General features: G+C 66.8%; 21 protein-coding genes and 1 pseudogene. 11 read left to right on the top strand and 11 right to left on the bottom strand.

Annotation, left to right across the window (positions count from 1 at the left end; genetic code table 11):
- Positions 1 to 57 precede the first annotated feature (57 nt).
- The 3 genes and pseudogenes from PQB87_RS14340 to PQB87_RS14330 form a co-directional block, all read left to right on the top strand.
- Positions 58 to 582, top strand: a complete 525-nt coding sequence (locus PQB87_RS14340; RefSeq protein WP_222155923.1) for an Mpo1 family 2-hydroxy fatty acid dioxygenase — start codon at positions 58 to 60, stop codon at positions 580 to 582.
- Entirely contained in the window at positions 575 to 1,621 is a 1,047-nt protein-coding gene (locus PQB87_RS14335) for a 2-dehydropantoate 2-reductase (protein WP_222155922.1), read from the top strand. Before PQB87_RS14340 ends, PQB87_RS14335 begins: the two co-directional genes overlap by 8 nt.
- A 59-nt stretch (positions 1,622 to 1,680) precedes the next feature.
- A pseudogene (locus PQB87_RS14330) lies at positions 1,681 to 1,893 on the top strand (SAM-dependent methyltransferase); the annotation flags it as partial.
- Between the two features lie 19 nt (positions 1,894 to 1,912).
- Here PQB87_RS14330 and PQB87_RS14325 read toward each other — a convergent pair.
- Both PQB87_RS14325 and mdtD read right to left on the bottom strand, forming a co-directional pair.
- Positions 1,913 to 3,187: an EAL domain-containing protein gene (locus PQB87_RS14325; protein WP_021156380.1), complete on the bottom strand. Its 1,275-nt coding sequence runs from the start codon at positions 3,185 to 3,187 to the stop codon at positions 1,913 to 1,915.
- Positions 3,188 to 3,367: 180 nt separating this feature from the next.
- Entirely contained in the window at positions 3,368 to 4,804 is a 1,437-nt protein-coding gene (mdtD, locus tag PQB87_RS14320; RefSeq protein WP_059623909.1) for a multidrug transporter subunit MdtD, read from the bottom strand.
- Positions 4,805 to 5,022: 218 nt separating this feature from the next.
- Between mdtD and PQB87_RS14315 the strand changes: the two genes are divergently transcribed.
- Together PQB87_RS14315 and PQB87_RS14310 are read left to right on the top strand one after the other, a co-directional pair.
- The gene (locus PQB87_RS14315; RefSeq protein ID WP_021156384.1) at positions 5,023 to 5,346 is read left to right on the top strand and encodes a DUF2917 domain-containing protein; all 324 of its coding nucleotides are present in this window, start codon (positions 5,023 to 5,025) and stop codon (positions 5,344 to 5,346) included.
- A gap of 463 nt (positions 5,347 to 5,809) precedes the next feature.
- Complete coding sequence (locus PQB87_RS14310) at positions 5,810 to 7,201, top strand: CoA transferase (protein ID WP_489242213.1); 1,392 nt, start codon at positions 5,810 to 5,812, stop codon at positions 7,199 to 7,201.
- Positions 7,202 to 7,222: 21 nt separating this feature from the next.
- Here PQB87_RS14310 and PQB87_RS14305 read toward each other — a convergent pair whose 3' ends face one another.
- On the bottom strand, positions 7,223 to 7,969 hold the full coding sequence (locus tag PQB87_RS14305) for a GntR family transcriptional regulator (protein WP_021156386.1): 747 nt from the start codon (positions 7,967 to 7,969) through the stop codon (positions 7,223 to 7,225).
- Positions 7,970 to 8,135: 166 nt separating this feature from the next.
- On the opposite strand from PQB87_RS14305, the gene PQB87_RS14300 reads away from it, so the two are divergent.
- Positions 8,136 to 8,966 carry an aldo/keto reductase gene (locus PQB87_RS14300; RefSeq protein ID WP_489242211.1) on the top strand — a complete coding sequence of 277 codons (831 nt, stop codon included), beginning with the start codon at positions 8,136 to 8,138 and terminating at the stop codon, positions 8,964 to 8,966.
- A 27-nt stretch (positions 8,967 to 8,993) separates the two neighbouring features.
- Here the strand turns inward: PQB87_RS14300 and PQB87_RS14295 are convergent, their stop codons facing one another.
- The 6 genes from PQB87_RS14295 to PQB87_RS14270 all read right to left on the bottom strand — a co-directional run bounded on the left by PQB87_RS14295 (position 8,994) and on the right by PQB87_RS14270 (position 16,236).
- Positions 8,994 to 10,691, bottom strand: a complete 1,698-nt coding sequence (locus PQB87_RS14295) for a hypothetical protein (protein WP_489242846.1) — start codon at positions 10,689 to 10,691, stop codon at positions 8,994 to 8,996.
- Between the two features lie 289 nt (positions 10,692 to 10,980).
- Complete coding sequence (locus PQB87_RS14290; protein ID WP_196487762.1) at positions 10,981 to 12,003, bottom strand: HoxN/HupN/NixA family nickel/cobalt transporter; 1,023 nt, start codon at positions 12,001 to 12,003, stop codon at positions 10,981 to 10,983.
- A gap of 163 nt (positions 12,004 to 12,166) precedes the next feature.
- Positions 12,167 to 14,278, bottom strand: coding sequence for an elongation factor G (gene fusA, locus PQB87_RS14285; RefSeq protein WP_059686571.1), 2,112 nt, complete (start codon positions 14,276 to 14,278; stop codon positions 12,167 to 12,169).
- Positions 14,279 to 14,500: 222 nt separating this feature from the next.
- Entirely contained in the window at positions 14,501 to 15,001 is a 501-nt protein-coding gene (locus tag PQB87_RS14280) for a DUF192 domain-containing protein (protein ID WP_027786657.1), read from the bottom strand.
- A gap of 160 nt (positions 15,002 to 15,161) precedes the next feature.
- The gene (locus PQB87_RS14275; protein WP_011352970.1) at positions 15,162 to 15,377 is read right to left on the bottom strand and encodes a hypothetical protein; all 216 of its coding nucleotides are present in this window, start codon (positions 15,375 to 15,377) and stop codon (positions 15,162 to 15,164) included.
- A 280-nt stretch (positions 15,378 to 15,657) separates the two neighbouring features.
- A complete protein-coding gene (locus tag PQB87_RS14270; protein WP_021163328.1) occupies positions 15,658 to 16,236 on the bottom strand; it encodes a pseudouridine synthase in 579 nt (192 codons plus the stop codon).
- A gap of 277 nt (positions 16,237 to 16,513) precedes the next feature.
- Here PQB87_RS14270 and icd point away from each other — a divergent pair, with 277 nt between their 5' ends.
- On the top strand, positions 16,514 to 17,770 hold the full coding sequence (icd, locus tag PQB87_RS14265; protein ID WP_006478026.1) for an NADP-dependent isocitrate dehydrogenase: 1,257 nt from the start codon (positions 16,514 to 16,516) through the stop codon (positions 17,768 to 17,770).
- A 280-nt stretch (positions 17,771 to 18,050) separates the two neighbouring features.
- The gene (locus PQB87_RS14260) at positions 18,051 to 20,279 is read left to right on the top strand and encodes an NADP-dependent isocitrate dehydrogenase (RefSeq protein ID WP_059621138.1); all 2,229 of its coding nucleotides are present in this window, start codon (positions 18,051 to 18,053) and stop codon (positions 20,277 to 20,279) included.
- A gap of 123 nt (positions 20,280 to 20,402) precedes the next feature.
- Here the strand turns inward: PQB87_RS14260 and PQB87_RS14255 are convergent, their stop codons facing one another.
- Complete coding sequence (locus PQB87_RS14255; RefSeq protein ID WP_006490888.1) at positions 20,403 to 20,627, bottom strand: hypothetical protein; 225 nt, start codon at positions 20,625 to 20,627, stop codon at positions 20,403 to 20,405.
- 671 nt (positions 20,628 to 21,298) lie between these two features.
- Here PQB87_RS14255 and PQB87_RS14250 point away from each other — a divergent pair.
- Complete coding sequence (locus PQB87_RS14250) at positions 21,299 to 22,906, top strand: multicopper oxidase family protein (RefSeq protein ID WP_489242206.1); 1,608 nt, start codon at positions 21,299 to 21,301, stop codon at positions 22,904 to 22,906.
- Positions 22,907 to 23,088: 182 nt separating this feature from the next.
- On the opposite strand, the gene PQB87_RS14245 is transcribed toward PQB87_RS14250, so the two are convergent.
- Entirely contained in the window at positions 23,089 to 23,292 is a 204-nt protein-coding gene (locus tag PQB87_RS14245; protein ID WP_006488945.1) for a cold-shock protein, read from the bottom strand.
- A 545-nt stretch (positions 23,293 to 23,837) separates the two neighbouring features.
- Between PQB87_RS14245 and clpS the strand changes: the two genes are divergently transcribed.
- A complete protein-coding gene (gene clpS / locus PQB87_RS14240; RefSeq protein ID WP_006398529.1) occupies positions 23,838 to 24,152 on the top strand; it encodes an ATP-dependent Clp protease adapter ClpS in 315 nt (104 codons plus the stop codon).
- Positions 24,149 to 26,449 carry an ATP-dependent Clp protease ATP-binding subunit ClpA gene (clpA, locus tag PQB87_RS14235; RefSeq protein ID WP_027786662.1) on the top strand — a complete coding sequence of 767 codons (2,301 nt, stop codon included), beginning with the start codon at positions 24,149 to 24,151 and terminating at the stop codon, positions 26,447 to 26,449. The genes clpS and clpA overlap by 4 nt, the downstream gene beginning before the upstream one ends.
- The last annotated feature ends 81 nt before the right edge of the window (positions 26,450 to 26,530 follow it).

Raw genomic sequence — 26,530 nt, 5'->3', positions numbered from 1 at the left:
CAGAGGTTCTCGGGCGTGACGCGCATCATAGCGCCCAACAACCTGCCAGGAGACGCGATGAAGACGCTCGAAGACCATCTTTCCCAGTATGCGGCCTACCACCGCGACGCGCGCAACATCGCGACGCATCTGGTCGGGATCCCGATGATCGTATTCGCGGTCGAGGTGCTGCTGTCGCGGCCGGTGCTCGGGATGCTGGCCGGCGTCGCGCTGTCGCCGGCGCTGCTGCTCGGCGCCGCGTTCGCGGTGTTCTACCTGCGGCTCGACCTGCGGTTCGGGATCGTGATGACCGCGCTGTTCGCGCTGGGCCTGTGGGGCGCGCAGGCGCTCGCGTTGCTGCCGACCGCGCAATGGCTCGCGACCGGCATTGGCGCGTTCGTCGTCGGCTGGATCGTCCAGTTCGTCGGGCACTGGTTCGAAGGGCGCAAGCCCGCCTTCGTCGACGATCTGGTCGGCCTGATGGTCGGGCCGCTGTTCGTCGTCGCCGAGGTCGCGTTCTTCGCGGGACTACGCGGCGAAGTGCGCCGCGAAGTCGAGCGGCGGGCCGGCCCCGTGCACGGCGGCGCGCATTCGCATGTCTGACGCACCGGTCTGCGTATTCGGCGCAGGCGCCGTCGGCTGCTATCTCGGCGGACGGCTCGCGGCGGCCGGCGCGAAGGTGACGCTCGTCGGCCGCGCACGGATCGGCGATGCGATTCGTCGGCACGGGCTGACGCTGACCGACCGGCGCGGCTATCGCGCAACGCTCGCCCCGGCCGATGTCGTGTTCACGACCGATCCGGCGGTTGCGGCGGCCGCGCGGCTCGTGCTCGTGGCGGTGAAATCGGCCGCGACGCGTGAGGCCGCGGCGCAGCTTGCCGGCGTGCTGCGGCCCGGCACGGTCGTGATCAGCTTCCAGAACGGCCTGCACAATGCCGACGTGCTGCGCGAGGCGCTGCCGCAAGCAACCGTGCTGGCCGGCATGGTGCCGTTCAACGTGATCGAGCGCGAGCCCGGCGCGTTTCACCAGGGCTCGGCCGGCGCGCTTGCGGCCGACGCGTCTCCCGCGCTGCAGCCGTTTGCCGACGCATTCGCGCGCGCCGGGCTGCCGCTCGAACTGCATCGCGACATGCGGGCCGTGCAGTGGGCGAAGCTGCTGCTCAACCTGAACAACGCGGTCAATGCGCTCGCGAACCTGCCGCTGCGCGACGAACTCGCGCAACGTGCGTACCGGCGCTGCGTCGCGCTCGCGCAGCGCGAAGCGCTGCACTGCCTGGCGCGGGCCGCGATCCGGCCCGCGCGGTTGACGCCGTTGCCGGCCGCGTGGATCCCGGCCGTGCTCGACTTGCCCGATTTCGCGTTCCGCGTGCTCGGCGGCCGGATGCTCGCGATCGACCCGCTCGCGCGTTCGTCGATGTCCGACGATCTCGCGGCGCAGCGTGCGACGGAAGTCGAGTGGATCAACGGCGAGGTCGTGTGGCTGGCCGCGCGCTTCGGCACGCAGGCGCCCGTCAATGCGCGACTGTGCGCGCTCGTGCATGACGCGGAACGTGCGGCGGTGCGCCCGGCCTGGCGCGGCGACGCGCTGTGGGCCGAGTTGACCGCGCAGGCGGTGCGCGCGGGCGACGTGCGGGCCGCGTAGGGGCCGCGCAAGCCGACGCGCGGGGCGTGGGGGGCCGCACGGCAGGTGCTGCGGCCAAGATGCCGGGCGGCACGTTGTACATGAGCTGGCGGGTGGCCGGCAACGGCGCGTTGCGCGACGAGCGCGGCCGCCTTTACATGCTGCTCGATTCGTCGCGGATGCGGGCGGCGCTCGGCGCGGGCACGCAGGTGATCGACGATCACGAGGTCGTCAGCGCATCGTCCGGCAAGCGCGTGCACCGGCTGATCGTGCGCAGGGCCGCCGCCGCGTGAGCGCGGCGCGGCGGCGCGCTCATTCGCGGTTGAGTGCCGCTTCCCAGTTGATGTCGACGCACAGCACCTGCATGCCGGTCGCGACCGGCGCGGCGATCGACGCGGTCACGCACAGGTGCGCCTCGTTGATCGACAGGTAAGGGGACGTCAGGTGCACGTGGCCCGGCGCGCGCATCGCGTCGATGAAGTACGGGCGCCGTTCCCAGCTCGCGCCTTCCGAGTGCAGCAGCGGCCGGAAGCGCTTGGCGCGCTGCGATACGCTGCCGCGCGCGAGCACGTTGTCGCCGATCTGGCGCCCCGATGCGTCGAGCAGGAAACACCGGGCGGTCTCGGGCAGCCCGAGTACGACGGCCGCCGCATCGGTAAGCGGCTCTCCCGCGCCGAGCTTCCGGCTTGCTTCCTCGAGCGCCGCGACGTACGGCGCGAGCCGTTCCGCCTGCGTGCGCTCGCGTTGCGCGACGCGCAGCCGCAATGCGGCCGACAGCGTATCCATGCAGCCCGCGGCGGCCTGCGGCTGCACCGGTTCGACGCTCGGCCCCGCGAAATACTGGCCCTGCACGAAATCGACGTCGCACTCGAGGGCGATCAGCGCGTCGCGCTCGGTTGCGAGCCCGCCCATCAGCACGAGCTGACCGGATTCGTGCAGCAGCGACACGAGCCCCGGCAGCACGCGTTCGAGATGCGAGTGCTCGCTTGCCTGCGCGAGGATGCCGCGATCGAGCGTGACGATGTCGGGATGCAGGTGCCACACGCGGTCGATGTTCGAATGCTTCGCGCCGAACCCGACCAGCGCGATCAGGAAGCCGGCCTTGCGCAGCCCGTCGACGATCGCCGCGTAGCGCGGCGTTTCGCCGCCCGCCTGCTCGGGCACTTCGAGCACCACGCGATGCGGCGGCAGCCCGAGCGCCTTCAGGTTCGCGAGCAGGGCGTCGCTGTAGACGGTGTCCATCAGCGCGGCCGGATGCAGGCTCAGGAAGAGCCATTCGTCATGACTGTCGAACGCGTGGAAGTTGCCGAGATGCAGCGATTCGGCGAGCCGGCCGAGCTCGAGCAGGTCGCCGCGCCGCGCCGCCTGCGTGAACACCTCGTGCGACGCCACCTGGCGGCTGTCCTCGTCGTGCGCACGCAGCGACGCGTGATAGCCGATCGCGCGGCGGTGCGACACCGAGAAAACGGGCTGGAACACGCTGAACACGGTGTAGCCGCCGTACAGCACGGTGCGCCGGTTCCCGTCGTCGCCGGCGATGGGGCGGGGCGGCTGAAAGCCGGGGGGATCGATTTCGATCATGCTCATGATGTCGGCCGAAGGAAGACTGCCAGTTTACCTAGAGAATAGGCGAGCAAGAAGCGTGCACGGCATCGTACCCCGTGCGGCGGCGCGTCGCGGCCGGGCCGTCGGTCATCGCCGGCGCATCGAACGGCCCGCGCTGCACCGCAATGGTGCGCGCCGACCCGGTTCGGCGCGCGCCGCGCGTCACGCGCGTTCGGAAGGGTCGGTCTTGCGCGCGGTGCTGCGGATCTCGGGCGCGAGCTGCGCGAAGATCCACGCGGAAGCGGCCGTGATGATCCCGACGCAGATGAAGGTCGCATGGAACGCCGGCAGCGTGTTGCTCGGCGTCACGGTGCGCAGCATGCCCGTGAACGTCGCGAGCAGCGCCCCCGCGACCGTGACGCCGAGGCTCATCGACAGCATCTGCACGAGCGAGAACAGGCTGTTGCCGCTGCTCGCGCCGCCCGTGCCGAGATCCTTGAGCGTCAGCGTGTTCATCGCGGTGAACTGCATCGAGTTGAAGCCGCCGAACAGCGCGAGATGCACGACCTTCACCCAGACCGGCACCGTGTCGCGCATCAGCGCGAAGCTCGCCATCATCACGCCGACCATGATCGTGTTCACGAGCAGCACCTTGCGATAGCCGTAGCGCGTGATCAGGCGCGTGATGATCCGCTTCGAGAACATTCCGGCCGCCGCCACCGGCAGCATCATCAGCCCGGCCTCGAACGCCGAGTAGCCGAGGCTCACCTGCAGCAGCAGCGGGATCAGGTACGGCATCGCGCCGCTGCCGATCCGCGCGAACAGGTTGCCGAGCAGCCCGACGCTGAACGTGTGGATCCTGAACAGCTCGAGCGAGAAGATCGGCTGCGGCGCGCGCACCGCGTACAGGCCGTATGCGACGAAGCACGCAAGGCTCAGGATCAGCAGCACGAGCACGGCCGCGTGCTGCATGCCGAGATCGGCGAGCCCGTCGAGCGACAGCGAGATCGCGACCATGCCGATCGTCAGCAGCAGATAGCCCTTCAGGTCGAAGCGGCCGACGGCCGGGTTGCGCGAATCGGGCATCGAATAGAAGGTCGCGATGCAGCCCGCGACGCCGACCGGCACGTTGATCAGGAAGATCCAGTGCCACGACGCGATCTTCACGAGCCAGCCGCCGAGCGTCGGCCCGATCAGCGGGCCGATCAGGCCGGGAATCGCGACGAACGACAACGCGGACAGGTAGCGTTCGGCCGGGAACGTGCGCAGCACCGCGAGTCGTCCGACCGGCAGCAGCATCGCGCCGCCGACCCCCTGTACGACGCGGAACGCGACGAGTTGCTGCAGCGTATGCGCGTTCGCGCACAGCAGCGAGCCGAGCGAGAACACCAGGATCGCGCTGAAGAACACGCGCCGCGTGCCGAAGGTATCGGCGAGCCAGCCCGACACGGGGATCATCACCGCCATCGTCAGCGAGTACGCGATCACGACCGATTGCATGCGCAGCGGCGACTCGCCGAGGCTCGCGGCCATCGACGGCAGCGCCGTGTTGACGATCGTCGAGTCGAGCGTCTGCATGAAGAAGCCCGTTGCGACGAGCCAGAGCATCACGGTGAGGTTCTTTTCGCCGGGAGCGGCGGCAGGCGGGCGCTGGAACATGGGGACGGGGCGGTGGTGCGGGACAGCCGACATTGTAGGGAAAGCCGTCGCGCCGTGCAGGTTCGGCGCAAGGGCGGTGCGAAGTCCGGCCGGCGGGTGCCTGTCCTCGTCGAGCGACCGGTACAGTTCAGCCGAAAGTGTTCGTCGCCGTATCTGTCCGTGTGCTGCCGCTGTCCGAAATACTGGTGCCATCGGACCCGTGCGACCAGGAGGCTGCCATGCGCGAACTGCGACTTTACGTGATCGAAGGCGACGAGCCGGCCGGTCGGTGGCGGATCGTCGATCGCACCGCGCTGGAGGTGGCCGACGGCGAGGTCTGGGTGACGATCGAGGGCCGGATCGACGATCACTGGCTCGGCGCCGGCGATTCGCTGACGCTCACGCCCGGCATGCGCGTCTGGGTCAGCGCGGGGGCGCACGGCGCGACGTTCGCGTTCGGTCCGCTCGACGCGCCCGCCGTGCGCGCCGCCCAGGCGTGGTGGCGGCCGCTCGTCGCATGGCGCGACGGCCGGCGTCACGCGCCCGCATCGCTGCCGACGTAGCCCCCCGGCGCTGGCGGATCGGCTTGCGTCCTCGTATTGCTCGGGCGCATGCGCGATCCGGCCGGCCGTGCAGTCATCGGCGATCCGCGTGGTCGGCGAGCCCGGTGCCGGGATGCGCCGGTCGCGCGAATGCCCGCCGACGTATCCCGAGCGTTTCGCTGCGGCACGGCGGCGTGCGAACTGCCGCATTTCGTCCGCGCGGTAGCAGCGGAGCCTGGCCGTGCCGCCCGGCAGCGAGCGCAGCGGGGCACGGTTCACATGCGCATGGAGGGGCACGCCGGCACCGAGGATGCCGGCGGACTTGCCGTGCGTTGGGGATGTCGGGCGCGGCTGCGCCCGCCGGGGAGTTGGCGATACATCCGCGCTACGACCGTGTGCGAGGTGCCGATTCGCACAATCAGGATTGCTCGCGACGGTCGCGAATTCTAGACTCGATCCTGTCTCCCCCACGGCCCGTCCCGCCATGACACCCGAATTCGCGTTGACGCATCTGTGGCGGCTCGCACACGGCGACCCCGACGCGCTCGCACGCGCGACCGTGACGGGGCAGGACCCGACGCTGCCGTCGACCTTCCGGGTCGGCACGCTGGCCGCGGCGACGATCGCGGCAGCCGGGCTCGCGGCGGCCGAATGCCATCGGCTTCGCACGGGCGTTGCGCAAACCGTCGACGTATCGGTGCGCGACGCGCTCGTCGCGTTCCGCAGCGAACGCTATCTGCGCGTGGACGACGGCCCGCCGCCGGAGTTGCGTCATCCGGTGACGGGCTTCTACGAGACGCGCGACGGACGCTGGATTCAGTTGCACGCAAACTTCCCGCATCACCTGCAGGGGATTCTCGGTGTGCTCGGCTGCGGCGCGCAGCGGGACGATGTCGCCGCGGCGATCCGCACGCGGGACGGCGCAGCACTCGACACCGCGCTGGCCGAGGCCGGGCTGTGCGCCGCATTGATCAGAACGCCTGACGAGTGGGCGGCGCACGAGCAGGCGCGTGCGATCGCCGCGCTGCCGCTGTTCGAGATCGAGCGGATCGGCGATGCCCCCGCCGAGCCGATCGGCGAGGGCGATGCCGGCCAGCCGCTCGCCGGTGTGCGCGTGCTCGATCTCACGCGGATCATCGCGGGGCCGGTCGCGGGCCGCACGCTGGCGTCGCACGGCGCGCAGACACTGCTCGTCAACGGCCCGCACCTGCCGAACATCGCGCCGCTCGTGATCGACAACGGGCGTGGCAAGCGTTCGACGTGGATCGACCTGCGCGACGACGCGGGCATCGATACGCTGCACGCGCTCGCTCGTGATGCGGATGTGTTCCTGCAGTCGTACCGGCCCGGTGCGCTCGCGGCGCGTGGCTTCGGGCCGCGAGCGCTGGCGGCGCGGCGGCCCGGCATCGTGTGCGTGTCGATATCCGCGTACGGGCATGCGGGGCCGTGGGCGCAGCGGCGCGGCTTCGACAGTCTCGTGCAGTCGGCGAGCGGGATCGCGTGGCAGGAACAGCAGGCCGCACACGCGAACGCGCCGCGCCACCTGCCGTGCCAGGCGCTCGATCACGCAACGGGTTATCTCGCGGCGTTCGGCGCGATGATCGCGCTCGCGCGCCGGGCACGCGAAGGGGGAAGCTGGCACGTGCGACTGTCGCTCGCGCAGACGGGACGCTGGCTGCAGTCGTTCGGTACCGTGCCGGACGGCCTGCAGGCACCCGATTTCGCGCGCACCGATGTATGCGACCGGATCGAGCGCGTCGCGTCGCCGTTCGGCATGCTCGACGCGGTGCGGCCCGCCGAGCGGTTATCGGTGACACCGCCGTCGCTTGCGCGCCCGTCCGTGCCGCTCGGCACCGACGATGCGTGCTGGCTGTAAGCGCCGGCGGCGCGGCCGGCGTTACTTGCGCAGTTCGACGACGAAGTCGTAGTAGTCGTTGCGGCAGTAGGTATCGGTCAGTTCGATCGCGCGCTGGTCCGACGTATAGCCGATTCGTGTGATCAGCAGCAGCGCGTCGTGCGGTGCGATGCCCATCTGCTCGGCGATCTCGTCGGTCGCGTTGACCGCGCGGAAATGCTGCAGCGCGCGCACGATCGGCGTGCCGCGTGCTTCGAGATAGCTGTACAGCGACCCGCCGATTGCCTGTGGATCGGGGATCAGCGTCGCGGGAAACGTCGAATTCTCGACGGCCATCACGATGCCGTCGGCGAGGCGCAGGCGCTTCAGGCGCGTGACCGATGCGGCCGGCGACAGCCCGAGCTGGATCACTTCGTCGCGGTTCGCCGGCTGGATCTCGCGTGCGATCCATTGCGAGCTCGGCTTGAAGCCGCGCCGTTCGAGCATTTCGCTGAAGCTCGACAGCCGCGACAGCGGATCCTCGTAGCGCGGCTGGATGAAATTGCCGGCGCCCTGCGTGCGGCGAATCAGGCCTTGCTCGACGAGCAGCGCGATCGCCTTGCGCGCGGTGATGCGCGATACGCCCAGTGCATCGGACAGCACGCGCTCGGAGGGCAATGCCTCACCGGCTGTCCAGCGGTTGTCGTGGATCGCGTCGCCGAGCTTGCGGGCGAGCTGCAGGTAGAGCGGCGTGTCGTTGTCGGGGTCGGGGCGCAGGTCCTGCCAGCGGTCGTCCGTGGATGCCTTCATGGAGTGGGTATCGATCAGGTTGCGGCCATTCTAAGTCATCACGTGGCGCCGTTATAGCCGGTTTTTGCCGTGCAATAGGTGAATTGCGCGCCGATTGACTACACTGATGCGTCGTATTCCATGCCTGGGTCGCGGTGCGCGGCCACGAATCCGCAACGAGGAACGCATGACAGACACGATCGCCACGGTCGTCCTGCCGGACGGCGAGACGATTCCGAAGCTTGGCCTGGGCACGTGGGAGATGGGCGAGCGGCCGGCCCGGCGCGCGGACGAGATCGCCGCGCTGCGCGAAGGCGTCGCGCTCGGGATGACGCTGGTCGATACGGCCGAGATGTACGGCGACGGCGCGACCGAGGCGCTCGCGGGCCTGCGCGACGACGTGTTCCTCGTCAGCAAGGTCTATCCGCACCATGCGAGCGGGCGCGGTGTCGTTGCCGCGTGCGATGCGAGCCTCAAGCGCCTGCGTACCGATCGCCTCGACCTGTATCTGCTGCACTGGCGCGGCTCGGTGCCGCTCGACGAAACGGTCGAAGGCTTCGAAGCGCTGCAGCGCGCGGGCAAGATCCGTCACTGGGGTGTCAGCAACTTCGATACGGCCGACATGGCCGAGCTCGTCGATGAAGCCGGTGGCGGCGCGTGCGCGACCAACCAGATCCTCTACAACATCGCGCGGCGCGGCCCGGAATTCGACCTGCTGCCATGGCTTGCCGGGCACGGGATGCCGGCGATGGCCTACAGCCCGGTCGATCATGGACGGCTGCCGAAGCGCTCGCCGCTCGACGAGATCGCACGGCAGCGCGGGGTGTCGGTGATGCGCGTCGCGCTTGCGTGGGTGCTCGCGCAGCCGGGGGTTTTCGCGATCCCGAAGGCGTCGCGCATCGAACACGTGCGCGACAACCGGGCTGCGCTCGATTTCATGTTCAGCGACGACGAACGCGCGCAGCTTGACGCGTACTTCCGTCCGCCACGCAGCAAGCGCGCGCTCGAGATGCTCTGACGACGCCCGGCCGGGCAACGCGGCAGGTCAGTGGTTGCCTCCGGAGGATCCGCCGTTGCCGTGACCGCCGCCATGGCCGTTCCCGCTGCCATGGCCATTGCCGACACCGTTGGCCCCGCCATTGCCGGCGCCGCCGCTGCCGTTTCCATTGCCGTTGCCACCGCCATTGCCGTGGCCGCCGTTGCCACCGTCGCCATGGCCGCCGTCACCGTGGCCGCCGCCATCGCCGTTGCCATGGCCACCGCCGTTACCGTGACCGCCGCCATCGCCGTTGCCATGGCCACCGCCGTCACCGTGGCCGTCGCCGCTGCCGTGACCACCGCCGTTACCGTGACCGCCGCCGTCGCCGCTGCCATGGCCACCGCCGTTACCGTGACCGCCGCCGTCGCCGCTGCCATGGCCGCCGCCGTTACCGTGACCGCCGCCATCGCCGCTGCCATGGCCACCGCCGTCACCGTGACCGCCGCCATCGCCGTTGCCATGGCCGCCACCATTGCCGTGACCACCACCATCGCCGTTGCCATGGCCACCGCCGTTACCGTGACCGCCGCCGTCACCGCTGCCATGGCCACCGCCGTCACCGTGGCCGCCGCCGTCACCGTGGCCGCCGCCGTCACCGTGGCCACCGCCGTCACCGTGGCCACCGCCGTCACCGTGGCCGCCCCCATCGCCGTGACCACCGCCGTCGCCATGGCCGCCACCGTTGCCATGGCCGCCACCGTTGCCGTGACCGCCGCCACCGGAAGAACCGCCGCCGGAAGAACCGCCACCGGAAGAACCGCCACCGGAAGAACCGCCACCGGAAGAGCCGCCACCGGAAGAGCCGCCACCGGAAGAACCGCCGCCGGAAGAACCGCCACCGGAAGAACCGCCACCGGAAGAACCGCCACCGGAAGAGCCGCCACCGGAAGAGCCGCCACCGGAAGAGCCGCCACCGGAAGAACCGCCGCCGGAAGAACCGCCACCGGAAGAACCGCCACCGGAAGAACCGCCACCGGAAGAGCCGCCACCGGAAGAGCCGCCACCGGAAGAGCCGCCACCGGACGAGCCACCACCGGAAGAGCCACCACCGGAAGAGCCACCACCGGAAGAGCCACCACCGGAAGAGCCACCACCGGAAGAGCCACCACCGGAAGAGCCACCACCGGAAGAACCACCACCGGAAGAACCACCACCGGAAGAACCACCACCGGACGAGCCACCACCGGACGAGCCACCACCGGAAGAACCACCACCAGAAGAACCACCACCGGACGAGCCACCCCCGGAAGACCCTCCCGAACCACCGTTACCAGACGCGTTGCCACCGCGGCCCGAGCCACCCGAACCGCTCGTGCCGCCGGATGTTCCGCTCGTCGTTCCGCCGACGCCGGCAGGTCCGACGGTACCGTTCCCGTTGCTTCCGCTTCCGCTGCCGCCGCCACTGCCATTTCCGCTACTGGGGCTGCTGCCGCTGCCATTGCCGGTCGCACCTGCGCCGTTCCCGCCGGCGTGCCCGCCGGCGAAGACGTGCACCGAGCACGCAGCCGGATTCGCTGCGCACGGCGAAGCGTCGTCGACCAGCATCATGATGGCGTCCGCGCCGGCAACGGCATCGGGCGCGGAGTCCGGTGTCGCGTCCTGTGCGACGGCATACGAGCAGCAGCACGCGAACGCGGCTGCGGCGAACAAGGTTGCGCGATGGCACCGTCCCGTCGTGCGGAACGGTCGTTTCGTCTTGAGCATCATGGCCTCCCCATGCGCGCGATGCCTCGTCGCCGCGCGGCAATCTACGTGTAGTGCAGGGGGCCGGTAAAGGTTCGTAGTCCTGTCGGCAGCCGATCGCCTTCGGGCCGGCGCTGGACGCCAGCCTCGATCGCGGAGCGGCATGCGGGCCCGCCGTGCGAAGCCCTATCTGCTAGATCCGTGCCATCGGCCGCTTGAGCCCGCGGCACAAGGCGCGCGCAGCGCGCGACGGCGCATGCAACGTCTTTGGTAGGAGTTTTGTTTCCGGAATGAAACGTCTGAGCTAAGTTCAGCGCGCGGGCGCATCGGCCGCGCGCTGCCAGCGGTGGAACAGGATCGATGCGATCCAGCAGACGAGGAACAGGGCGACGATGCCGTAGCCGATCGAGCCGAAGCGCTCGCCGACCGCATCGAGCGCGTCGCGCAGGGGGCCCGTCAGCGACAGCTTGTCGGCCAGCAGGCCGGCTGCCTCGATCCCGCCGATCGCCAGCGCGACGGCCGCCGACACGAACGTGATGCTCGCGTTGTAGAGCAGCTTGCGCTGCGGATCGTCCATCGCCCAGCCGTACGCGTGAATCATCAGCACGTTATCGGTCGAGTCGATCAGCGTCATGCCGGCGGTGAAAAGCGCGGGAAACAGCATGACCGTATAGACCGGCAGCCCCTGGCTCGCCTGTGCGGCCGCGATCGCGAGCAGGCCGATTTCGGTTGCAGTATCGAAACCGAGCCCGAACAGCACGCCGACCGGATACATGTGCCAGCTCTTCGACACGAACCGGAACAGCGGACGCAGCAGCCGGGACACGAGCCCGGCCGGGCGGTGCACGTGCGCCGCATCGTGCGCGTGCCCGTGCCCATGCCCGTGCGTGCCGCGATAGCGCCGCCACACGTCGCGCAGGATCGCCAGGTTCACGCACGCGAGCACGAGCAGGAAGGTGGCCGATACCGCCGTGCCGATCGTGCCGCCGATCTCGCGGAACGCATCGAACCGGTCGCGCAGCGCGAATGCCGTCAGCGCGATGCCGAGCGTCGCGGCGATCACGATCGTCGAATGGCCGAGCGAGAAGAACAGCCCGACGCTCACCGGACGCTGGCCGTCCTGCATCAGCTTGCGCGTCGCAACGTCGATCGCGGCGATGTGATCGGCGTCGACCGCGTGACGCAGCCCGAGCCCGTAAGCGATCGCCGCGGTGCCGAGCAGCAGCGGATGATCGCGCAACACGGCGAGCGCCCACAGCCAGACGGCGGCGTTCGCGGCGATCAGGCCGGCATAGAGGATCAGCAGGCGGCGCAGGGCAGGGGTGGGCGGCATCGGGATGGTTCCATCTGACGAATCGCGCTGCATTGTGGCACGCGAAAAAAATACCGGTCGTGCCGATCAAAAAAGCCGCGCGCACGGCGTGCACGCATGAAAAAAGGCCCGTCCGGTTCCGGACGGGCCTTGCTGCGTGCGACAGCGCGAGATCGCGCCGCGCTTACTTCACTTTCGCGCTGATCACGCCTTCCGATACGTTGGCCGGCGTTTCCGCGTACTGCTTGAACTCCATCGTGTAGGTTGCGCGGCCCTGCGTGGCCGAACGCAGCGACGTCGAATAGCCGAACATCTCCGCGAGCGGCACCTCGGCGCGCACGAGCTTGCCGCCGCCGCCCGCGATGTCTTCCATCCCCTGCACGATGCCGCGACGGCTCGACAGGTCGCCCATCACGTTGCCCATGAATTCCTCGGGCGTCTCGACCTCGACCGCCATCATCGGCTCGAGCAGCACCGGCTTCGCACGGCGCATCGCTTCCTTGAACGCCATCGAACCGGCCATCCGGAACGCGTTTTCGTTCGAGTCGACGTCGTGGTACGAGCCGAACGTCAGGTGCACCTTCACGTCGACGACCGGGTAGCCCGCGAGCACGCCGCTCTTCAGCGTTTCGGTGATGCCCTTGTCGACGGCCGGGATGAATTCACGCGGAATCACGCCGCCCTTGATCTCGTCGAGGAACTCGTAGCCCTTGCCGGGGTTCGGCTCGAGCGTGATCACCGCATGGCCGTACTGACCGCGGCCACCCGACTGCTTGACGAACTTGCCCTCGATGTCGGACGCCGTCGTGCGCACCGTCTCGCGATACGCGACCTGCGGCTTGCCGACCGTCGCTTCGACGCCGAATTCACGCTTCATCCGGTCGACCAGGATTTCGAGGTGAAGCTCGCCCATCCCCGAAATGATCGTCTGGCCGGACTCTTCGTCGGTCTGCACGCGGAACGACGGATCTTCCTGCGCGAGACGGTTCAGCGCGAGGCCCATCTTTTCCTGGTCGGCCTTCGTCTTCGGCTCGACGGCCTGCGAGATCACCGGTTCCGGGAATTCCATCTTCTCGAGGATGATCGGCTTCGTCGGGTCGCACAGCGTGTCGCCGGTGGTCGCTTCCTTCAGGCCGACGGCGGCCGCGATGTCGCCCGCGCGCACTTCCTTGATTTCCTTGCGCTCGTTCGCGTGCATCTGCAGGATCCGGCCGAGCCGTTCCTTCTTGTCCTTGGTCGCGTTCAGCACTGTGTCGCCGGATTCGACGACGCCCGAATACACACGGAAGAAGATCAGCTGACCGACGAACGGGTCGGTCATGATCTTGAACGCGAGCGACGAGAACGGCTCGTCGTCGCTCGGATGACGTTCCGCCGGCTTTTCCGGATCGTGGAAGTCGTGGCCGAGGATCGCGGGCACGTCGACGGGCGACGGCAGGTAGTCGATCACCGCGTCGAGCATCGCCTGCACGCCCTTGTTCTTGAACGCGCTGCCGCACAGCATCGGCACGATCTCGTTCGCGATCGTGCGCTTGCGCAGCGCGGCCTTGATCTCGTCCTCGGTCAACGATTCATGGTCGTGCAGATACTTCTCGAGCAGTTCCTCGCTGGCTTCGGCCGCGGCCTCGACCATCTTCTCGCGCCATTCGTGCGCGAGCTCGACGAGGTTCGCGGGGATGTCCTCGTACGTGAACTTCACGCCCTGGCTTTCGTCGTCCCACACGATCGCCTTCATCTTCACGAGGTCGACGACGCCCTGGAAATGATCCTCCGCGCCGATCGGAATCTGGATCGGCACGGCGACGCCTTTCAGGCGCTCGCCGATCTGCCGCTGCACGCGGAAGAAATCGGCGCCGATGCGGTCCATCTTGTTGACGAACGCGATGCGCGGCACCTTGTACTTGTTGGCCTGGCGCCAGACGGTTTCGGACTGCGGCTGCACGCCGCCGACCGAGTCGTAGACCATGCACGCGCCGTCGAGCACGCGCATCGAGCGCTCGACTTCAATCGTGAAGTCGACGTGCCCGGGCGTGTCGATGATGTTGATCCGGTGCTCCGGATAGTTGCCGGCCATGCCCTTCCAGAAGGCCGTGGTCGCGGCCGACGTGATCGTGATGCCGCGTTCCTGCTCCTGCTCCATCCAGTCCATCGTGGCCGCGCCGTCGTGCACTTCACCGATCTTGTGGCTCACGCCGGTGTAAAACAGGATGCGCTCGGTCGTCGTGGTCTTGCCGGCATCGATGTGAGCACTGATCCCGATATTGCGATAGCGCTCGATGGGGGTTTTGCGGGGCACGTGAACCTCCTTAGGTTCGGATCGTAAGCGGGCCGGCTGGGCCGGCCCGGGCTGGACTAGCGAGATTTAAAGGATAGCGCTTGTCCGTGGCTTTTGCAGATGCGGGCAGTGTTTGCCGAATCAAGGCGGGCGCCGGCGGCGGCAGGCGAAAAAAAGCCGGCGCGCAACGGGCGGCCGGCTTCGGTCGGTACGCGGCGCGGGTCGGCGGCGCGGCGATATCCGTTACTGGGCTTGCGGCAGCCCTTCGAGCTTCATGCCGGGCTTGATGCCCTTCGCCGCGAACCAGCCCTTGCTCATTTCGAGGGCATAGACGCCGTTGTTGCGCGGGCAGTGGTTGTCGGTCGTCTCGGCCTTCATCTCGTCAATGTCGGTGATCGTGCCGTCCGCGCGGATGAACGCGATCGACAGCGGGATCAGCGTGTTCTTCATCCAGAAGCAGTGCACCGCGTTCTCGTTGAACACGAACAGCATGCCTTCGTTCGGCGCGAGCTGCGAACGGTACATCAGCCCCTGTTCGCGGTCGGGGTCGTTCGCGGCGACGGCCGCGTCGATCACGTACATGCCGGCGCGCAGCTTCACGCGCGGGAATTCGCTCGGCTGCTTGGCGCCGGGCGGCACTTGCGCGCTGGCGGCCTGCATGCCGAGCGCGAGGACGGCGAGCGCGGCGGGAAACACGGCGGCGCGCGCAAGGCGGCCGAGCGACGAGCGCAGGGAGAATTGCACAGCAAGGCTCCTATCTGGAAAACAAGACCCGCATGGTACGCGATGCGCGCAGACGGGCACAAAAAAGAAAAAGGCAGATCGCCTTGCGGTGATCTGCCTTTCAACGCCGTAAGAACGGCAAGACTGCGTGTTCTTGACTGCGTTATTACAGCAAGCTTACTTAGTTCGAAGCAGCTGCCGGTGCTGCTGCGTCGCTTGCTGCAGCCTTCTTCGATGCCTTGTGGTGCTTCTTGGCTGCGTGGTGCTTCTTAGCAGCGTGCTTAGCCGGTGCCGAAGCAGCTTCAGCAGCAGCCGGAGCAGCTTCCGGAGCCGATGCTTGTGCGAATGCAGCCGTTGCGAAGAGGCCAGCGACCAGAGCGGCGATCAGTTTGTTCATGTTGTGTTCCTCAGCTTTAGTTAATTAACCAAATGACCCGGCAATAGGAGTCATGTCGTCTAACGGTGCCATCCACCTTTCGGTTGACAGACGCTTCGAGAAATTTCTCATTGCGCTGCGGGCGCCGAATCGTATTCGATAAAAACGTCGCTTTCGTGACGCAAACACGGCTCGGCTGCCAATGCCGGATAGCTAAGGTTGGCATCTGCGTGGTTTAACGCGCGATCTTCGCGGGCGGTTGACGAAAAAGATGACGAAAAATTCGCCCGTCCCGAATTCGTCATCCGGCGGGCGCGAAACCGTCCCACGGCGCGCGCGGCGGCAGCGCGATTGTTTCTCCCGGTGCAATGTCGAGCGCGAATATATCCAGTGCACCGATGCCGACGCGTACCAGGCGCAACGTCGGGAAGCCGACGGCCGCCGTCATCCGGCGCACCTGCCGGTTCTTGCCTTCGGTGATCGCGAGTTCGATCCACGTCGTCGGGATCGCGGCGCGGTAGCGGATCGGCGGGTTGCGCGGCCACAGCGCGTCGGGCGGTTCGATGAATTCGGCGCGGCATGGCCGCGTCACGTAGTCGCCGAGGTCGACGCCGCGCGCGAGCGCCTTCAGGTCGGCGGCGCCCGGCGCGCCCTCGACCTGTGCCCAGTAGCGCTTCACGAGCTTGTGGCGCGGCTCGGCGATGCGCGCCTGCAGCGCGCCGTCGTCGGTGAGCAGCAGCAACCCCTCGCTGTCCGCGTCGAGCCGGCCGGCCGCGTAGACGCCGGGCGTTTTTACCCAGTCGCCGAGCGACGGGCGCGTCTCGTGCGCGGAAAACTGGCAAATCGTGCCGAACGGCTTGTTGAGGGCGATCAGGTTCATGGCGGGTCGTCCGCCCGGCGCGCCGCGGGAGGCGGGGGCGGGCGGTCTATGGCAAATGGCGGAATCTTAATGCATAATACGGAACGCCAAGTCCTCTGTCTTATATAAGACATAAGTGGGGTCTTGATACGCAGTGCCGCGGTTCATGCCGAAGTGCCCGGTTGGGGCGCTAGAATAGCGGCTCGCTGTTGCCGTCACGGGGTGGCCATGCCGCGCCCCCGCCGCGCGCGCAGCTTCGACCAGCATCACCTGCTCAGCCACGTCACTGGAGTCGATCATGCCGTATCAGCACATCAAGGTTCCGGAAGGCGGTGACAAGATCACCGTCAACAAGGACTTCTCGCTCAACGTTTCCGATCAGCCGATCATTCCCTATATCGAAGGCGACGGTACGGGCTTCGATATCACGCCGGTCATGATCAAGGTTGTCGACGCGGCGGTCGCGCATGCCTACAAGGGCAAGCGCAAGATCCACTGGATGGAGATCTTCGCGGGCGAGAAGGCGACGAAGGTGTACGGCCCGGACGTGTGGCTCCCGGACGAAACGCTGCAGGTGCTCAAGGAATACGTGGTGTCGATCAAGGGGCCGCTCACGACCCCGGTCGGCGGCGGCATCCGTTCGCTGAACGTCGCGCTGCGCCAGGAACTCGACCTGTACGTGTGTCTGCGCCCGGTGCAGTACTTCAAGGGCGTGCCGTCGCCGGTGCGCGAGCCGCAAAAGATCGACATGGTGATCTTCCGCGAGAACTCGGAAGACATCTACGCGGGCATCGAATGGGCCGCGGGCTCCGAGCAGGCGAAGAAGGTCATCAAGTTCCTGCAGGACGAGATGGGCGTGAAGAAGATCCGCTTCCCGGAAACCTCGGGGATCGGCGTCAAGCCCGTGTCGACCGAAGGCACCGAGCGTCTCGTGCGCAAGGCGATCCAGTACGCGATCGACAACGATCGCAAGTCGGTCACGCTGGTGCACAAGGGCAACATCATGAAGTTCACGGAAGGCCTGTTCCGTGACGCCGGCTACGCGCTGGCGCAGAAGGAATTCGGCGGCGAGCTGATCGACGGCGGCCCGTGGATGCGCGTGAAGAACCCGAAGACGGGCAACGAGATCGTCATCAAGGATTCGATCGCCGATGCGTTCCTGCAGCAGATCCTGCTGCGCCCGGCCGAATACGACGTGATCGCCACGCTGAACCTGAACGGCGACTACATCTCCGACGCACTGGCCGCGCAGGTCGGCGGCATCGGGATCGCACCGGGTGCGAACCTGTCGGATTCGGTCGCGATGTTCGAGGCGACGCACGGCACGGCGCCGAAGTACGCGGGCAAGGATTACGTGAACCCGGGTTCCGAGATCCTGTCGGCGGAAATGATGCTGCGCCACCTCGGCTGGACGGAAGCAGCCGACACGATCATCGCCGCGATGGAGAAGTCGATCCTGCAGAAGCGCGTCACGTACGACTTCGCGCGCCTGATGGAAGGTGCGACGCAGGTGTCGTGCTCGGGCTTCGGTGAAGTGCTGATCGAGAACATGTAAGTCCCCTTCCGGGGTGGGCCGGCAGGTTGCCGGCCGCCCCGGCGCTGACTGCCGGCGCCGGAGCGTTTCGTGGATGGCAGGTTTGTTGGCAGGGCGGTCCGGCATGCGGGCCGCGGCGCCGCGATGCGGCCCGGAGGCCCTGCAAGGTAGAACATGACGGCCCTCGCAACACCACCGCCCGGCTGAGCCGGCGCGCCCCTTTCGCGACCGACCCGGTCGCTCCCCGCCGGTTACCGCCGGCGCTCCTCAGTCCAAATTTTCACGTAGCAACGCATCGACCATGTCCACTTCGCCCAAGATCATCTACACCCTCACTGACGAAGCGCCCGCGCTCGCGACCTATTCGCTGCTGCCGATCGTCAAGGCCTTCACGCGTTCGTCCGGCGTCGCCGTCGAAACGCGCGACATCTCGCTCGCCGGCCGCATCGTCGCGGCATTCGCAGACATCCTGCCGCCCGAGCAGAAGGGTTCCGACGATCTGGCCGAACTGGGCCAGCTCACGCTGAAGCCGGAAGCGAACATCATCAAGCTGCCGAACATCAGCGCATCGGTGCCGCAGCTCAAGGCCGCGATCGCCGAACTGCAGGCGCAGGGCTACGCGCTGCCGGCCTACCCGGAAGATCCGTCGACGGACGAAGAGAAGGCGGTCAAGGCCCGCTACGACAAGATCAAGGGCAGCGCGGTGAACCCGGTGCTGCGCGAAGGCAACTCCGACCGCCGCGCGCCGCTGTCGGTCAAGAACTACGCACGCAAGCATCCGCACAAGATGGGCGCCTGGAAAGCCACGTCGAAGGCGCACGTCGCGCACATGAGCGAAGGCGACTTCTACGGCAGCGAGAAGTCGGCGCTGATCGCCGAAGCCGGCAGCGTGAAGATCGAACTCACGACGACCGACGGCGCGAAGAAGGTGCTGAAGGAAAAGACGGCCGTGAAGGCGGGTGAAGTCATCGACGCATCGGTGATGAGCCGCAACGCGCTGCGCAGCTTCATCGAAGCGCAGATCGCCGACGCGAAGGCGCAGGACGTGCTGTTCTCGGTGCACCTGAAGGCGACCATGATGAAGGTCTCGGACCCGATCCTGTTCGGTCACTTCGTGTCGGTGTTCTACCGCGACGCGCTTGCGAAACACGCAGACGTGCTGGCGCAGGCCGGTTTCAACCCGAACAACGGGATCGGCGACCTGTACGCGCGCCTGAAGGACCTGCCGGCCGACACGCGCGAAGCGATCGAAGCCGACATCAAGGCCGAATACGCGGTGCGTCCGCGCCTTGCGATGGTCAACTCGGACAAGGGCATCACGAACCTGCACGTGCCGAGCGACGTGATCGTCGACGCTTCGATGCCGGCGATGATCCGCGATTCGGGCGGCATGTGGGGCCCGGACGGCCAGCTGTACGACGCGAAGGCCGTGATTCCGGATCGTTGCTACGCCGGTGTCTACCAGGCCGTGATCGAGGACTGCAAGCAGCACGGCGCGTTCGATCCGGTCACGATGGGCAGCGTGCCGAACGTCGGCCTGATGGCGCAGGCGGCTGAAGAATACGGTTCGCACGACAAGACGTTCCAGATTCCGGCGGATGGCGTCGTGCGCGTCACCGACGAAGCGGGCAACGTGCTGCTCGAGCATGCGGTGGAATCGGGCGACATCTGGCGCATGTGCCAGACGAAGGACGCACCGGTGCAGGACTGGGTCAAGCTCGCAGTCAACCGCGCACGCGCGACCGGCGCACCGGCCGTGTTCTGGCTCGATCCGGCACGCGCACACGACGCGCAGATCATCGCGAAGGTCGAGCGTTACCTGAAGGATCACGACACGAACGGCCTCGACATCCGCGTGATGACGCCGGTCGACGCGACGCGCTTCTCGCTCGAGCGCATCCGTGCGGGCAAGGACACGATCTCGGTCACCGGCAACGTGCTGCGCGACTACCTGACCGACCTGTTCCCGATCATGGAACTCGGCACCAGCGCGAAGATGCTGTCGATCGTGCCGCTGATGGCCGGCGGCGGGATGTTCGAAACGGGTGCGGGCGGTTCCGCGCCGAAGCACGTGCAGCAGTTCGTCGAGGAAGGCTTCCTGCGCTGGGATTCGCTCGGCGAATTCCTCGCGCTCGCGGCATCGCTCGAACACCTCGGCAACGCGTACCAGAACCCGAAGGCGCTCGTGCTCGCGAAGACGCTCGACCAGGCGACCGGCAAGTTCCTGGACGAGAACAAGTCGCCGGCGCGCAAGGTCGGCGGCCTCGACAACCGCGGCAGCCACTTCTACCTGTGCCTGTACTGGGCGCAGGCGCTGGCCGAGCAGACCGAGGACGCGGCGCTGAAGGCGCAGTTCGAAGGCGTGGCGAAGTCGTTGTCCGACAACGAAGCGCGCATTCTGGAAGAACTGGCTGCCGCGCAAGGCAAGGCGCAGGCCATCGGCGGCTACTACCGTCCGAACGTCGACCTGACGAGCCAGGCGATGCGCCCGAGCGCGACGCTGAACGCCATCGTCGACGCGGTCGCCTGACGCGGGCCGCGCGATCGCGCGAGTCGAAGCAAGTGACGGCGCGGCGGGCCAGGCTGCCCTCCGCCTGTTACAAGAAAAAAACGCCCTGGTCGCCCGGGGCGTTTTTTGTTGCAGGCTTGCCATTCAGACGTGAACGATTTCCCATTCGGCGATTTCGTGCGGCACTTCGAGCGTTGCCGTGTCCAGTTCGGACAGTTGCTCGCAGTCGCCGCGGGAGATGTGGTCGGCCGCCACTTCGGGGCACGAGAATGCGCCGAGCAGGGCGTTGCCGAACGTCGCTTCCCAGCCACCGTTACCCGGCAGGATGTAGAACGACCCGAGCGCTGAACCAAAGCGAAATCCCTTCATTTCCGTTCTCCCTTTCTGATCACAAGCGATTCTGTTGTGCCGCCTGCCGGTTCGACCGGCTGTGGCCCGACTGGCTGCTTGCGCCGCGTTCCGTATCGAACGTCGTGGCGAAGCGTCAGTGCATGGGACAAAGTCTACGTCCGCGACCCGGTTGGATGGTGCATGTTGAACGGCTCCACTAAACAAAAATTCTCTTTATAAAACAAATATTTGCATTCTGCATTTTGTATTGCGGAACGTTTTTTGGCATCGCGAAACGGGAAATTTGTGCCCTGCACCACGAATTTTTACAACGCAGAGACTTGTTCCGCATCGTGAAATATTGACGGGTTTGCGAACCGGTGACGCGGCCGACGCCGGGGCGCGGCTGAACGGCGGGTGCCGGGCGGCCGCCTGGAGACTGCATGGGGCGGGCGGTGATTGGTGTTGGGGGAGCGAGTGAAGGGCTGCGGATCGCCGATCGACGATGCCGGTCGATGCGTGCTGAATCCAGCGCGGCGTTGTCGAGTGTGCGGCGTATCGCCGCCCGTCCGGCGGCGAAGCGTCTCGATATGAGCCAGCGGTTATGATGACGCGGGCATCAGGATTGGCGTCGCGCATCGGCGCTTCAGCCGGCGGCGCGGGTGTCGCGGCGGCCGCGCGACGCAGCATGGATAACGAGGAACGATTTGATGATACGGAGAACCTTCCTGTCGCGCGCCATCGGAGTCGCGGCCGCGTCGCTGTTCGCCCGCGCCGCGTGGGCGCAGCATGCCGGTCACGCCGGCATGGCCGGCATGGACTCGATGGACGACATGCCCGGCATGTCGTCCATGTCAGGAATGGCGGGTCACGGGCAGCACGGCAAGTCCGCCCCGGCCGCGCTTGCTGCCGCCGACGCGCTGCCGGCCGGCGCGCCGCTCGCGGCGCTGCGTACGCTCGCGAACGAAAGCCGCGAGCCCGGCACGTTCCGGGCCACGCTGGTGGCGCAGCCGGTTGCGCGCCCGATGCTGCACGGTGCGCGGCCGACCACGTTCTGGCAGTTCGGCGCGGGCACGCAGGGCCCCGTCGTTGGTCCACTGATCGACGTGCGCGAGGGCGACACGGTCGAGATCAAGTTCGTGAACAAGCTGCCGCAATCGTCGACGATCCACTGGCACGGCCTGCCGGTGCCGCCCGACCAGGACGGCAACCCGTCCGATCCCGTCGCGCCCGGCGCGTCGCGCGTGTACCGCTTCACGTTGCCGAAGGGGAGCGCCGGTACCTACTGGTATCACCCGCATCCGCACATGATGACGGCCGAGCAGGTGTTTCGCGGGCTCGCCGGCCCGTTCGTCGTGCGCGCCGCGGACGATCCGCTGGCGGGCTGGCCCGAGCGCAACATGTTCGTGTCGGACCTGAAGCTTGCGCGTGACGGCACGATTGCGCCGAACGACATGATGGACTGGATGAACGGCCGCGAAGGCCAGTTCGTGCTGGTCAACGGCGCGCGCCGGCCGCGGATCGACGTCGCGGGCGACGAGCGCTGGCGCGTGTGGAACGCGTGCAGCGCGCGCTACTTGCGTATTGCGTTCGACGACGGCCGTGCATTCGAGCACGCGGGCACCGACGGCGGGCTGTTCGACGCGCCGCGCCGCGTCACGTCGCTGCTGATCGCGCCGGGCGAACGTGCGGAGCTGCTGGTGCGCGCCGGCGATCGCGCGTCGCGCGCGGTGCTGCAGGCGGCCGAATACGACCGCCGCAAGATGTCGATGTCGCACGATGACGGGCACGGCAGCCTGCCGGCCGATCCGGCACTGGCGCTGGCCGACGTCGCGTTTGCGCCGGCCACCGCGCGCGTGCTGCCGACGACATTGCGTGCGGTGCCGCCGCTGGGCGAGCCGGTTGCGCACAAGGAGGTCGCGTTCGGCGAGGAGATGGATATGGACGCGATGATGAAGGGGGGCGCACACGGCCGCCCGGCGGGCATGCGCTTCACGATCAACGGCGACACCTACGCGCCGCACCGTGCGACGCTGACGAGCCGCGCTGGCGATGTCGAGCGCTGGACGATCCGCAACGGCACCGACATGGATCACCCGTTCCACCTGCACGGCACGCAGTTCCAGGTGATCGAGCGGGCATCGGGCGGTTCGCGCACGAGCGAACCGTTCCGTGCATGGCGCGATACCGTGAACGTGCGCAGCGGCGAAACCGTGACGATTCTCGTCACGCAGGACATGCGCGGAGAGCGCATGTTTCATTGCCACATTCTCGAACACGAGGATCTCGGCATGATGGGCACGCTGAAGGTCGTGTAACGAAGTGACGATTATGTTTCACGTGCCGGATGAGTATCCGATCTGCGTGTGTGACAAGACAATATGTGTTCAATTATCGGGATTGAACGAAAAGGCCGGCCAATCGATAATCGATTGGCTGGCCTCGAAAAAAAAGAAACCCGGCGCAATGCGCCGGGTTTCTTCGTCTGATATCCGGTGCCTTATACGGCCTGGATGTTCGACGCTTGCTTGCCCTTCGGCCCTTGGACGACGTCAAAGCTCACCTTCTGGCCTTCCTTCAGCGTCTTGAAGCCATTCATGGTGATAGCCGAGAAGTGCGCAAACAGATCCTCACCGCCCTCATCGGGAGTGATGAAACCGAAGCCCTTCGCGTCGTTGAACCACTTAACGATACCAGTTGCCATTTCCTACTTCCCCTGTCACACAGTCGCTGCTACTTACCACGAGCACGCTCGAAAAGCTAAACGACCGGAAAATGCAGCCGTTCCCCCCTCACAAGCTCACCTCGGCCTCTTTCAACTTGCCGACCGGCCAATTGAAAAAAGTGCCAGCTTGATTGTTGGCGCTCTTTATTGGAGTGTCAAGTGGAATTTTTAGACGTTTAGAGGGACGTTGTAAAGAACCCATTTTCAGGGTTTTTCCGGCTTTGCTTGGCAGCACGCGGCCAAGCGCGAGGACTTGAAAAGCCGCATAATCGGCTCATATACCAGGCTCGAGTGACACGCGTTCGAGTCGTCCCGGCTTGTGGGATACTGGATGCGGACACGACGTTCCGGTGCGGTTCCCCCTGACGGTTCGTGTTCCGCGCCACGCGTGAAAGCCGGCACCGCAGCCGGCTTTCGTATGGCACGAAGAAGATCGCGTGTTCCGGGATTCCGGGGAGGGCGCCGGCCGGTCGGTCGGGTAATGGCAGGATTGCGGGCCTGTCCGAGTTGTTTAGAATGGGTGTATGGCGATTATCCCGGACAAGCAGGACAGCACCGTCCTGGAACGCAAGCAGCAGAAGCTCAAGCCGCCTTCGATGTACAAGGTGGTGCTGCTGAACGACGACTTCACGCCGATGGAATTCGTCGTGATGGTGGTCCAGGAGTATTTCAAGAAGGATCGCGAGACGGCCACGCAGATCATGCTGAAGGTCCATCGCGAAGGGCGAGGGGTTTGTGGGGTCTATACGCGGGACATCGCGTCGACCAAGGTTGAGCAAGTCGTTACCCATGCGCGGCAGGCCGGGCATCCGCTGCAGTGCGTGATGGAGGAAGCATGATTGCCCAGGAATTGGAAGTCAGCCTGCACATGGCGTTCATGGAAGCACGCCAGGCGCGCCATGAGTTCATAACGGTCGAGCATTTGCTGCTGGCCCTGCTGGATAATCCGACGGCAGCCGAGGTGTTGCGCGCGTGCGCGGCCAACATCGAGGACTTGCGTCAGAACCTGCGCAATTTCATCCACGACAACACACCTACCGTCCCGGGTACCGACGATGTCGATACCCAGCCGACGCTCGGTTTCCAGCGCGTGATTCAGCGCGCGATCATGCACGTCCAGTCGACGTCGAACGGCAAGAAGGAAGTCACCGGCGCGAACGTGCTGGTCGCGATCTTCGGCGAGAAGGATTCGCATGCCGTCTACTACCTGCAGCAGCAGGGCGTCACGCGCCTGGACGTCGTGAACTTCATTTCGCACGGCATCGCGAAGACCAACGGCGGCGAAGCCGCCAAGTCGGCCGACGCGAGCGCGGAAAGCGAAGACGCGAACGCGCAGAAGGAAACGCCGCTCGCGCAATTCACGCAGAACCTGAACCAGATGGCGAAGGACGGCCGCATCGATCCGCTGATCGGTCGCGAGCCCGAGGTCGAGCGCGTGGTCCAGGTGCTGTGCCGTCGCCGCAAGAACAATCCGCTGCTCGTCGGCGAGGCCGGCGTCGGCAAGACCGCGATCGCGGAAGGGCTCGCCTATCGCATCACGCGCGGCGAAGTGCCGGACATCCTTGCGAACGCGCAGGTCTACTCTCTCGACATGGGCGCGCTGCTCGCGGGCACCAAGTACCGCGGCGATTTCGAGCAACGTCTGAAGACGGTGCTGAAGGAGCTGAAGGAGCGTCCGCACGCGATCCTGTTCATCGACGAAATTCATACGCTGATCGGCGCGGGCGCCGCGTCGGGCGGCACGCTCGACGCGTCGAACCTGCTGAAGCCGGCGCTGTCGTCGGGCACGCTCAAGTGCATCGGCGCGACCACGTTCACCGAGTATCGCGGCATCTTCGAGAAGGATGCGGCGCTGTCGCGGCGCTTCCAGAAGGTCGACGTGAGCGAGCCGACCGTCGAGCAGACGGTCGCGATCCTGCGCGGGCTGAAGTCGCGCTTCGAGGAGCATCACGGCGTCAAGTATTCGTCGGGCGCACTGTCGGCCGCGGCCGAACTGTCGGCGCGCTTCATCACCGACCGTCACCTGCCGGACAAGGCGATCGACGTGATCGACGAGGCGGGCGCCGCCCAGCGCATCCTGCCGAAGTCGAAGCAGAAGAAGACGATCGGCAAGAGCGAGATCGAGGAAATCATCTCGAAGATCGCGCGCGTGCCGCCGCAGAGCGTGTCGCAGGACGATCGCAGCAAGCTGCAGACGCTCGACCGCGACCTGAAGAGCGTCGTGTTCGGCCAGGATCCGGCGATCGATGCGCTCGCCGCCTCGATCAAGATGGCGCGCGCGGGCCTCGGCAAGATGGACAAGCCGATCGGCGCGTTCCTGTTCTCCGGCCCGACGGGTGTCGGCAAGACCGAAGTGGCGCGCCAGCTCGCGTTCACGCTCGGCATCGAGCTGATCCGCTTCGACATGTCGGAATACATGGAGCGTCATGCGGTGAGCCGCCTGATCGGCGCGCCGCCGGGCTACGTCGGGTTCGACCAGGGCGGCCTGCTGACCGAAGCCGTCACGAAGAAGCCGCACTGCGTGCTGCTGCTCGACGAAATCGAGAAGGCGCATCCGGACATCTTCAACGTGCTGCTGCAGGTGATGGACCACGGCACGCTGACGGACAACAACGGCCGCAAAGCGGATTTCCGCAATGTCATCATCATCATGACGACGAACGCGGGCGCCGAGTCGATGCAGAAGGCGACGATCGGCTTCACGACGCGCCGCGAGACGGGCGACGAGATGACCGACATCAAGCGCCTGTTCACGCCGGAGTTCCGCAACCGCCTGGATTCGATCATCAGCTTCCGCTCGCTCGATGAGGAAATCATCATGCGTGTGGTCGACAAGTTCCTGATCCAGCTCGAGGAACAGCTGCACGAGAAGAAGGTCGACGCGCTCTTCACCGATGCGTTGCGCAAGCATCTCGCGAAGCACGGCTTCGACCCGCTGATGGGCGCGCGGCCGATGCAGCGGCTGATCCAGGACACGATCCGGCGCGCGCTGGCCGACGAGCTGCTGTTCGGCAAGCTCGTCAACGGCGGCCACGTGACGGTCGATGTCGACGAAAACGACAAGGTGCAGTTGTCGTTCGACAAGCTGGCGAATCCGCCGCACAAGCCGAACGAAGAGACGGTCGAAGTCGAGTAAGCGATAATTCGTTGTTCATGCGAACGGCGCGGGAAGTTCTCCGCGCCGTTTCGTTTTATCCGGCGCCGGCGGCGCGATGGT

The organism is Burkholderia sp. KL41 (assembly GCF_057005415.2).
This window is presented reverse-complemented; position numbering and strand designations above follow the sequence as displayed.

Excerpts from the sequence above, each read along its gene's own strand:
- PQB87_RS14310 (WP_489242213.1), top strand. The coding sequence starts at position 5,810 with ATGACACCCGAATTCGCGTTGACGCATCTGTGGCGGCTCGCACACGGC.
- PQB87_RS14295 (WP_489242846.1), bottom strand. The coding sequence starts at position 10,691 with ATGCTCAAGACGAAACGACCGTTCCGCACGACGGGACGGTGCCATCGC.
- PQB87_RS14325 (WP_021156380.1), bottom strand. The coding sequence starts at position 3,187 with ATGAGCATGATCGAAATCGATCCCCCCGGCTTTCAGCCGCCCCGCCCC.
- clpA (WP_027786662.1), top strand. The coding sequence starts at position 24,149 with ATGATTGCCCAGGAATTGGAAGTCAGCCTGCACATGGCGTTCATGGAA.
- PQB87_RS14340 (WP_222155923.1), top strand. The coding sequence starts at position 58 with ATGAAGACGCTCGAAGACCATCTTTCCCAGTATGCGGCCTACCACCGC.
- PQB87_RS14305 (WP_021156386.1), bottom strand. The coding sequence starts at position 7,969 with ATGAAGGCATCCACGGACGACCGCTGGCAGGACCTGCGCCCCGACCCC.
- PQB87_RS14315 (WP_021156384.1), top strand. The coding sequence starts at position 5,023 with ATGCGCGAACTGCGACTTTACGTGATCGAAGGCGACGAGCCGGCCGGT.
- PQB87_RS14270 (WP_021163328.1), bottom strand. The coding sequence starts at position 16,236 with ATGAACCTGATCGCCCTCAACAAGCCGTTCGGCACGATTTGCCAGTTT.
- mdtD (WP_059623909.1), bottom strand. The coding sequence starts at position 4,804 with ATGTTCCAGCGCCCGCCTGCCGCCGCTCCCGGCGAAAAGAACCTCACC.
- icd (WP_006478026.1), top strand. The coding sequence starts at position 16,514 with ATGCCGTATCAGCACATCAAGGTTCCGGAAGGCGGTGACAAGATCACC.
- PQB87_RS14275 (WP_011352970.1), bottom strand. The coding sequence starts at position 15,377 with ATGAACAAACTGATCGCCGCTCTGGTCGCTGGCCTCTTCGCAACGGCT.
- clpS (WP_006398529.1), top strand. The coding sequence starts at position 23,838 with ATGGCGATTATCCCGGACAAGCAGGACAGCACCGTCCTGGAACGCAAG.
- PQB87_RS14245 (WP_006488945.1), bottom strand. The coding sequence starts at position 23,292 with ATGGCAACTGGTATCGTTAAGTGGTTCAACGACGCGAAGGGCTTCGGT.
- PQB87_RS14300 (WP_489242211.1), top strand. The coding sequence starts at position 8,136 with ATGACAGACACGATCGCCACGGTCGTCCTGCCGGACGGCGAGACGATT.
- PQB87_RS14260 (WP_059621138.1), top strand. The coding sequence starts at position 18,051 with ATGTCCACTTCGCCCAAGATCATCTACACCCTCACTGACGAAGCGCCC.
- PQB87_RS14290 (WP_196487762.1), bottom strand. The coding sequence starts at position 12,003 with ATGCCGCCCACCCCTGCCCTGCGCCGCCTGCTGATCCTCTATGCCGGC.
- PQB87_RS14255 (WP_006490888.1), bottom strand. The coding sequence starts at position 20,627 with ATGAAGGGATTTCGCTTTGGTTCAGCGCTCGGGTCGTTCTACATCCTG.
- PQB87_RS14335 (WP_222155922.1), top strand. The coding sequence starts at position 575 with ATGTCTGACGCACCGGTCTGCGTATTCGGCGCAGGCGCCGTCGGCTGC.
- PQB87_RS14250 (WP_489242206.1), top strand. The coding sequence starts at position 21,299 with ATGATACGGAGAACCTTCCTGTCGCGCGCCATCGGAGTCGCGGCCGCG.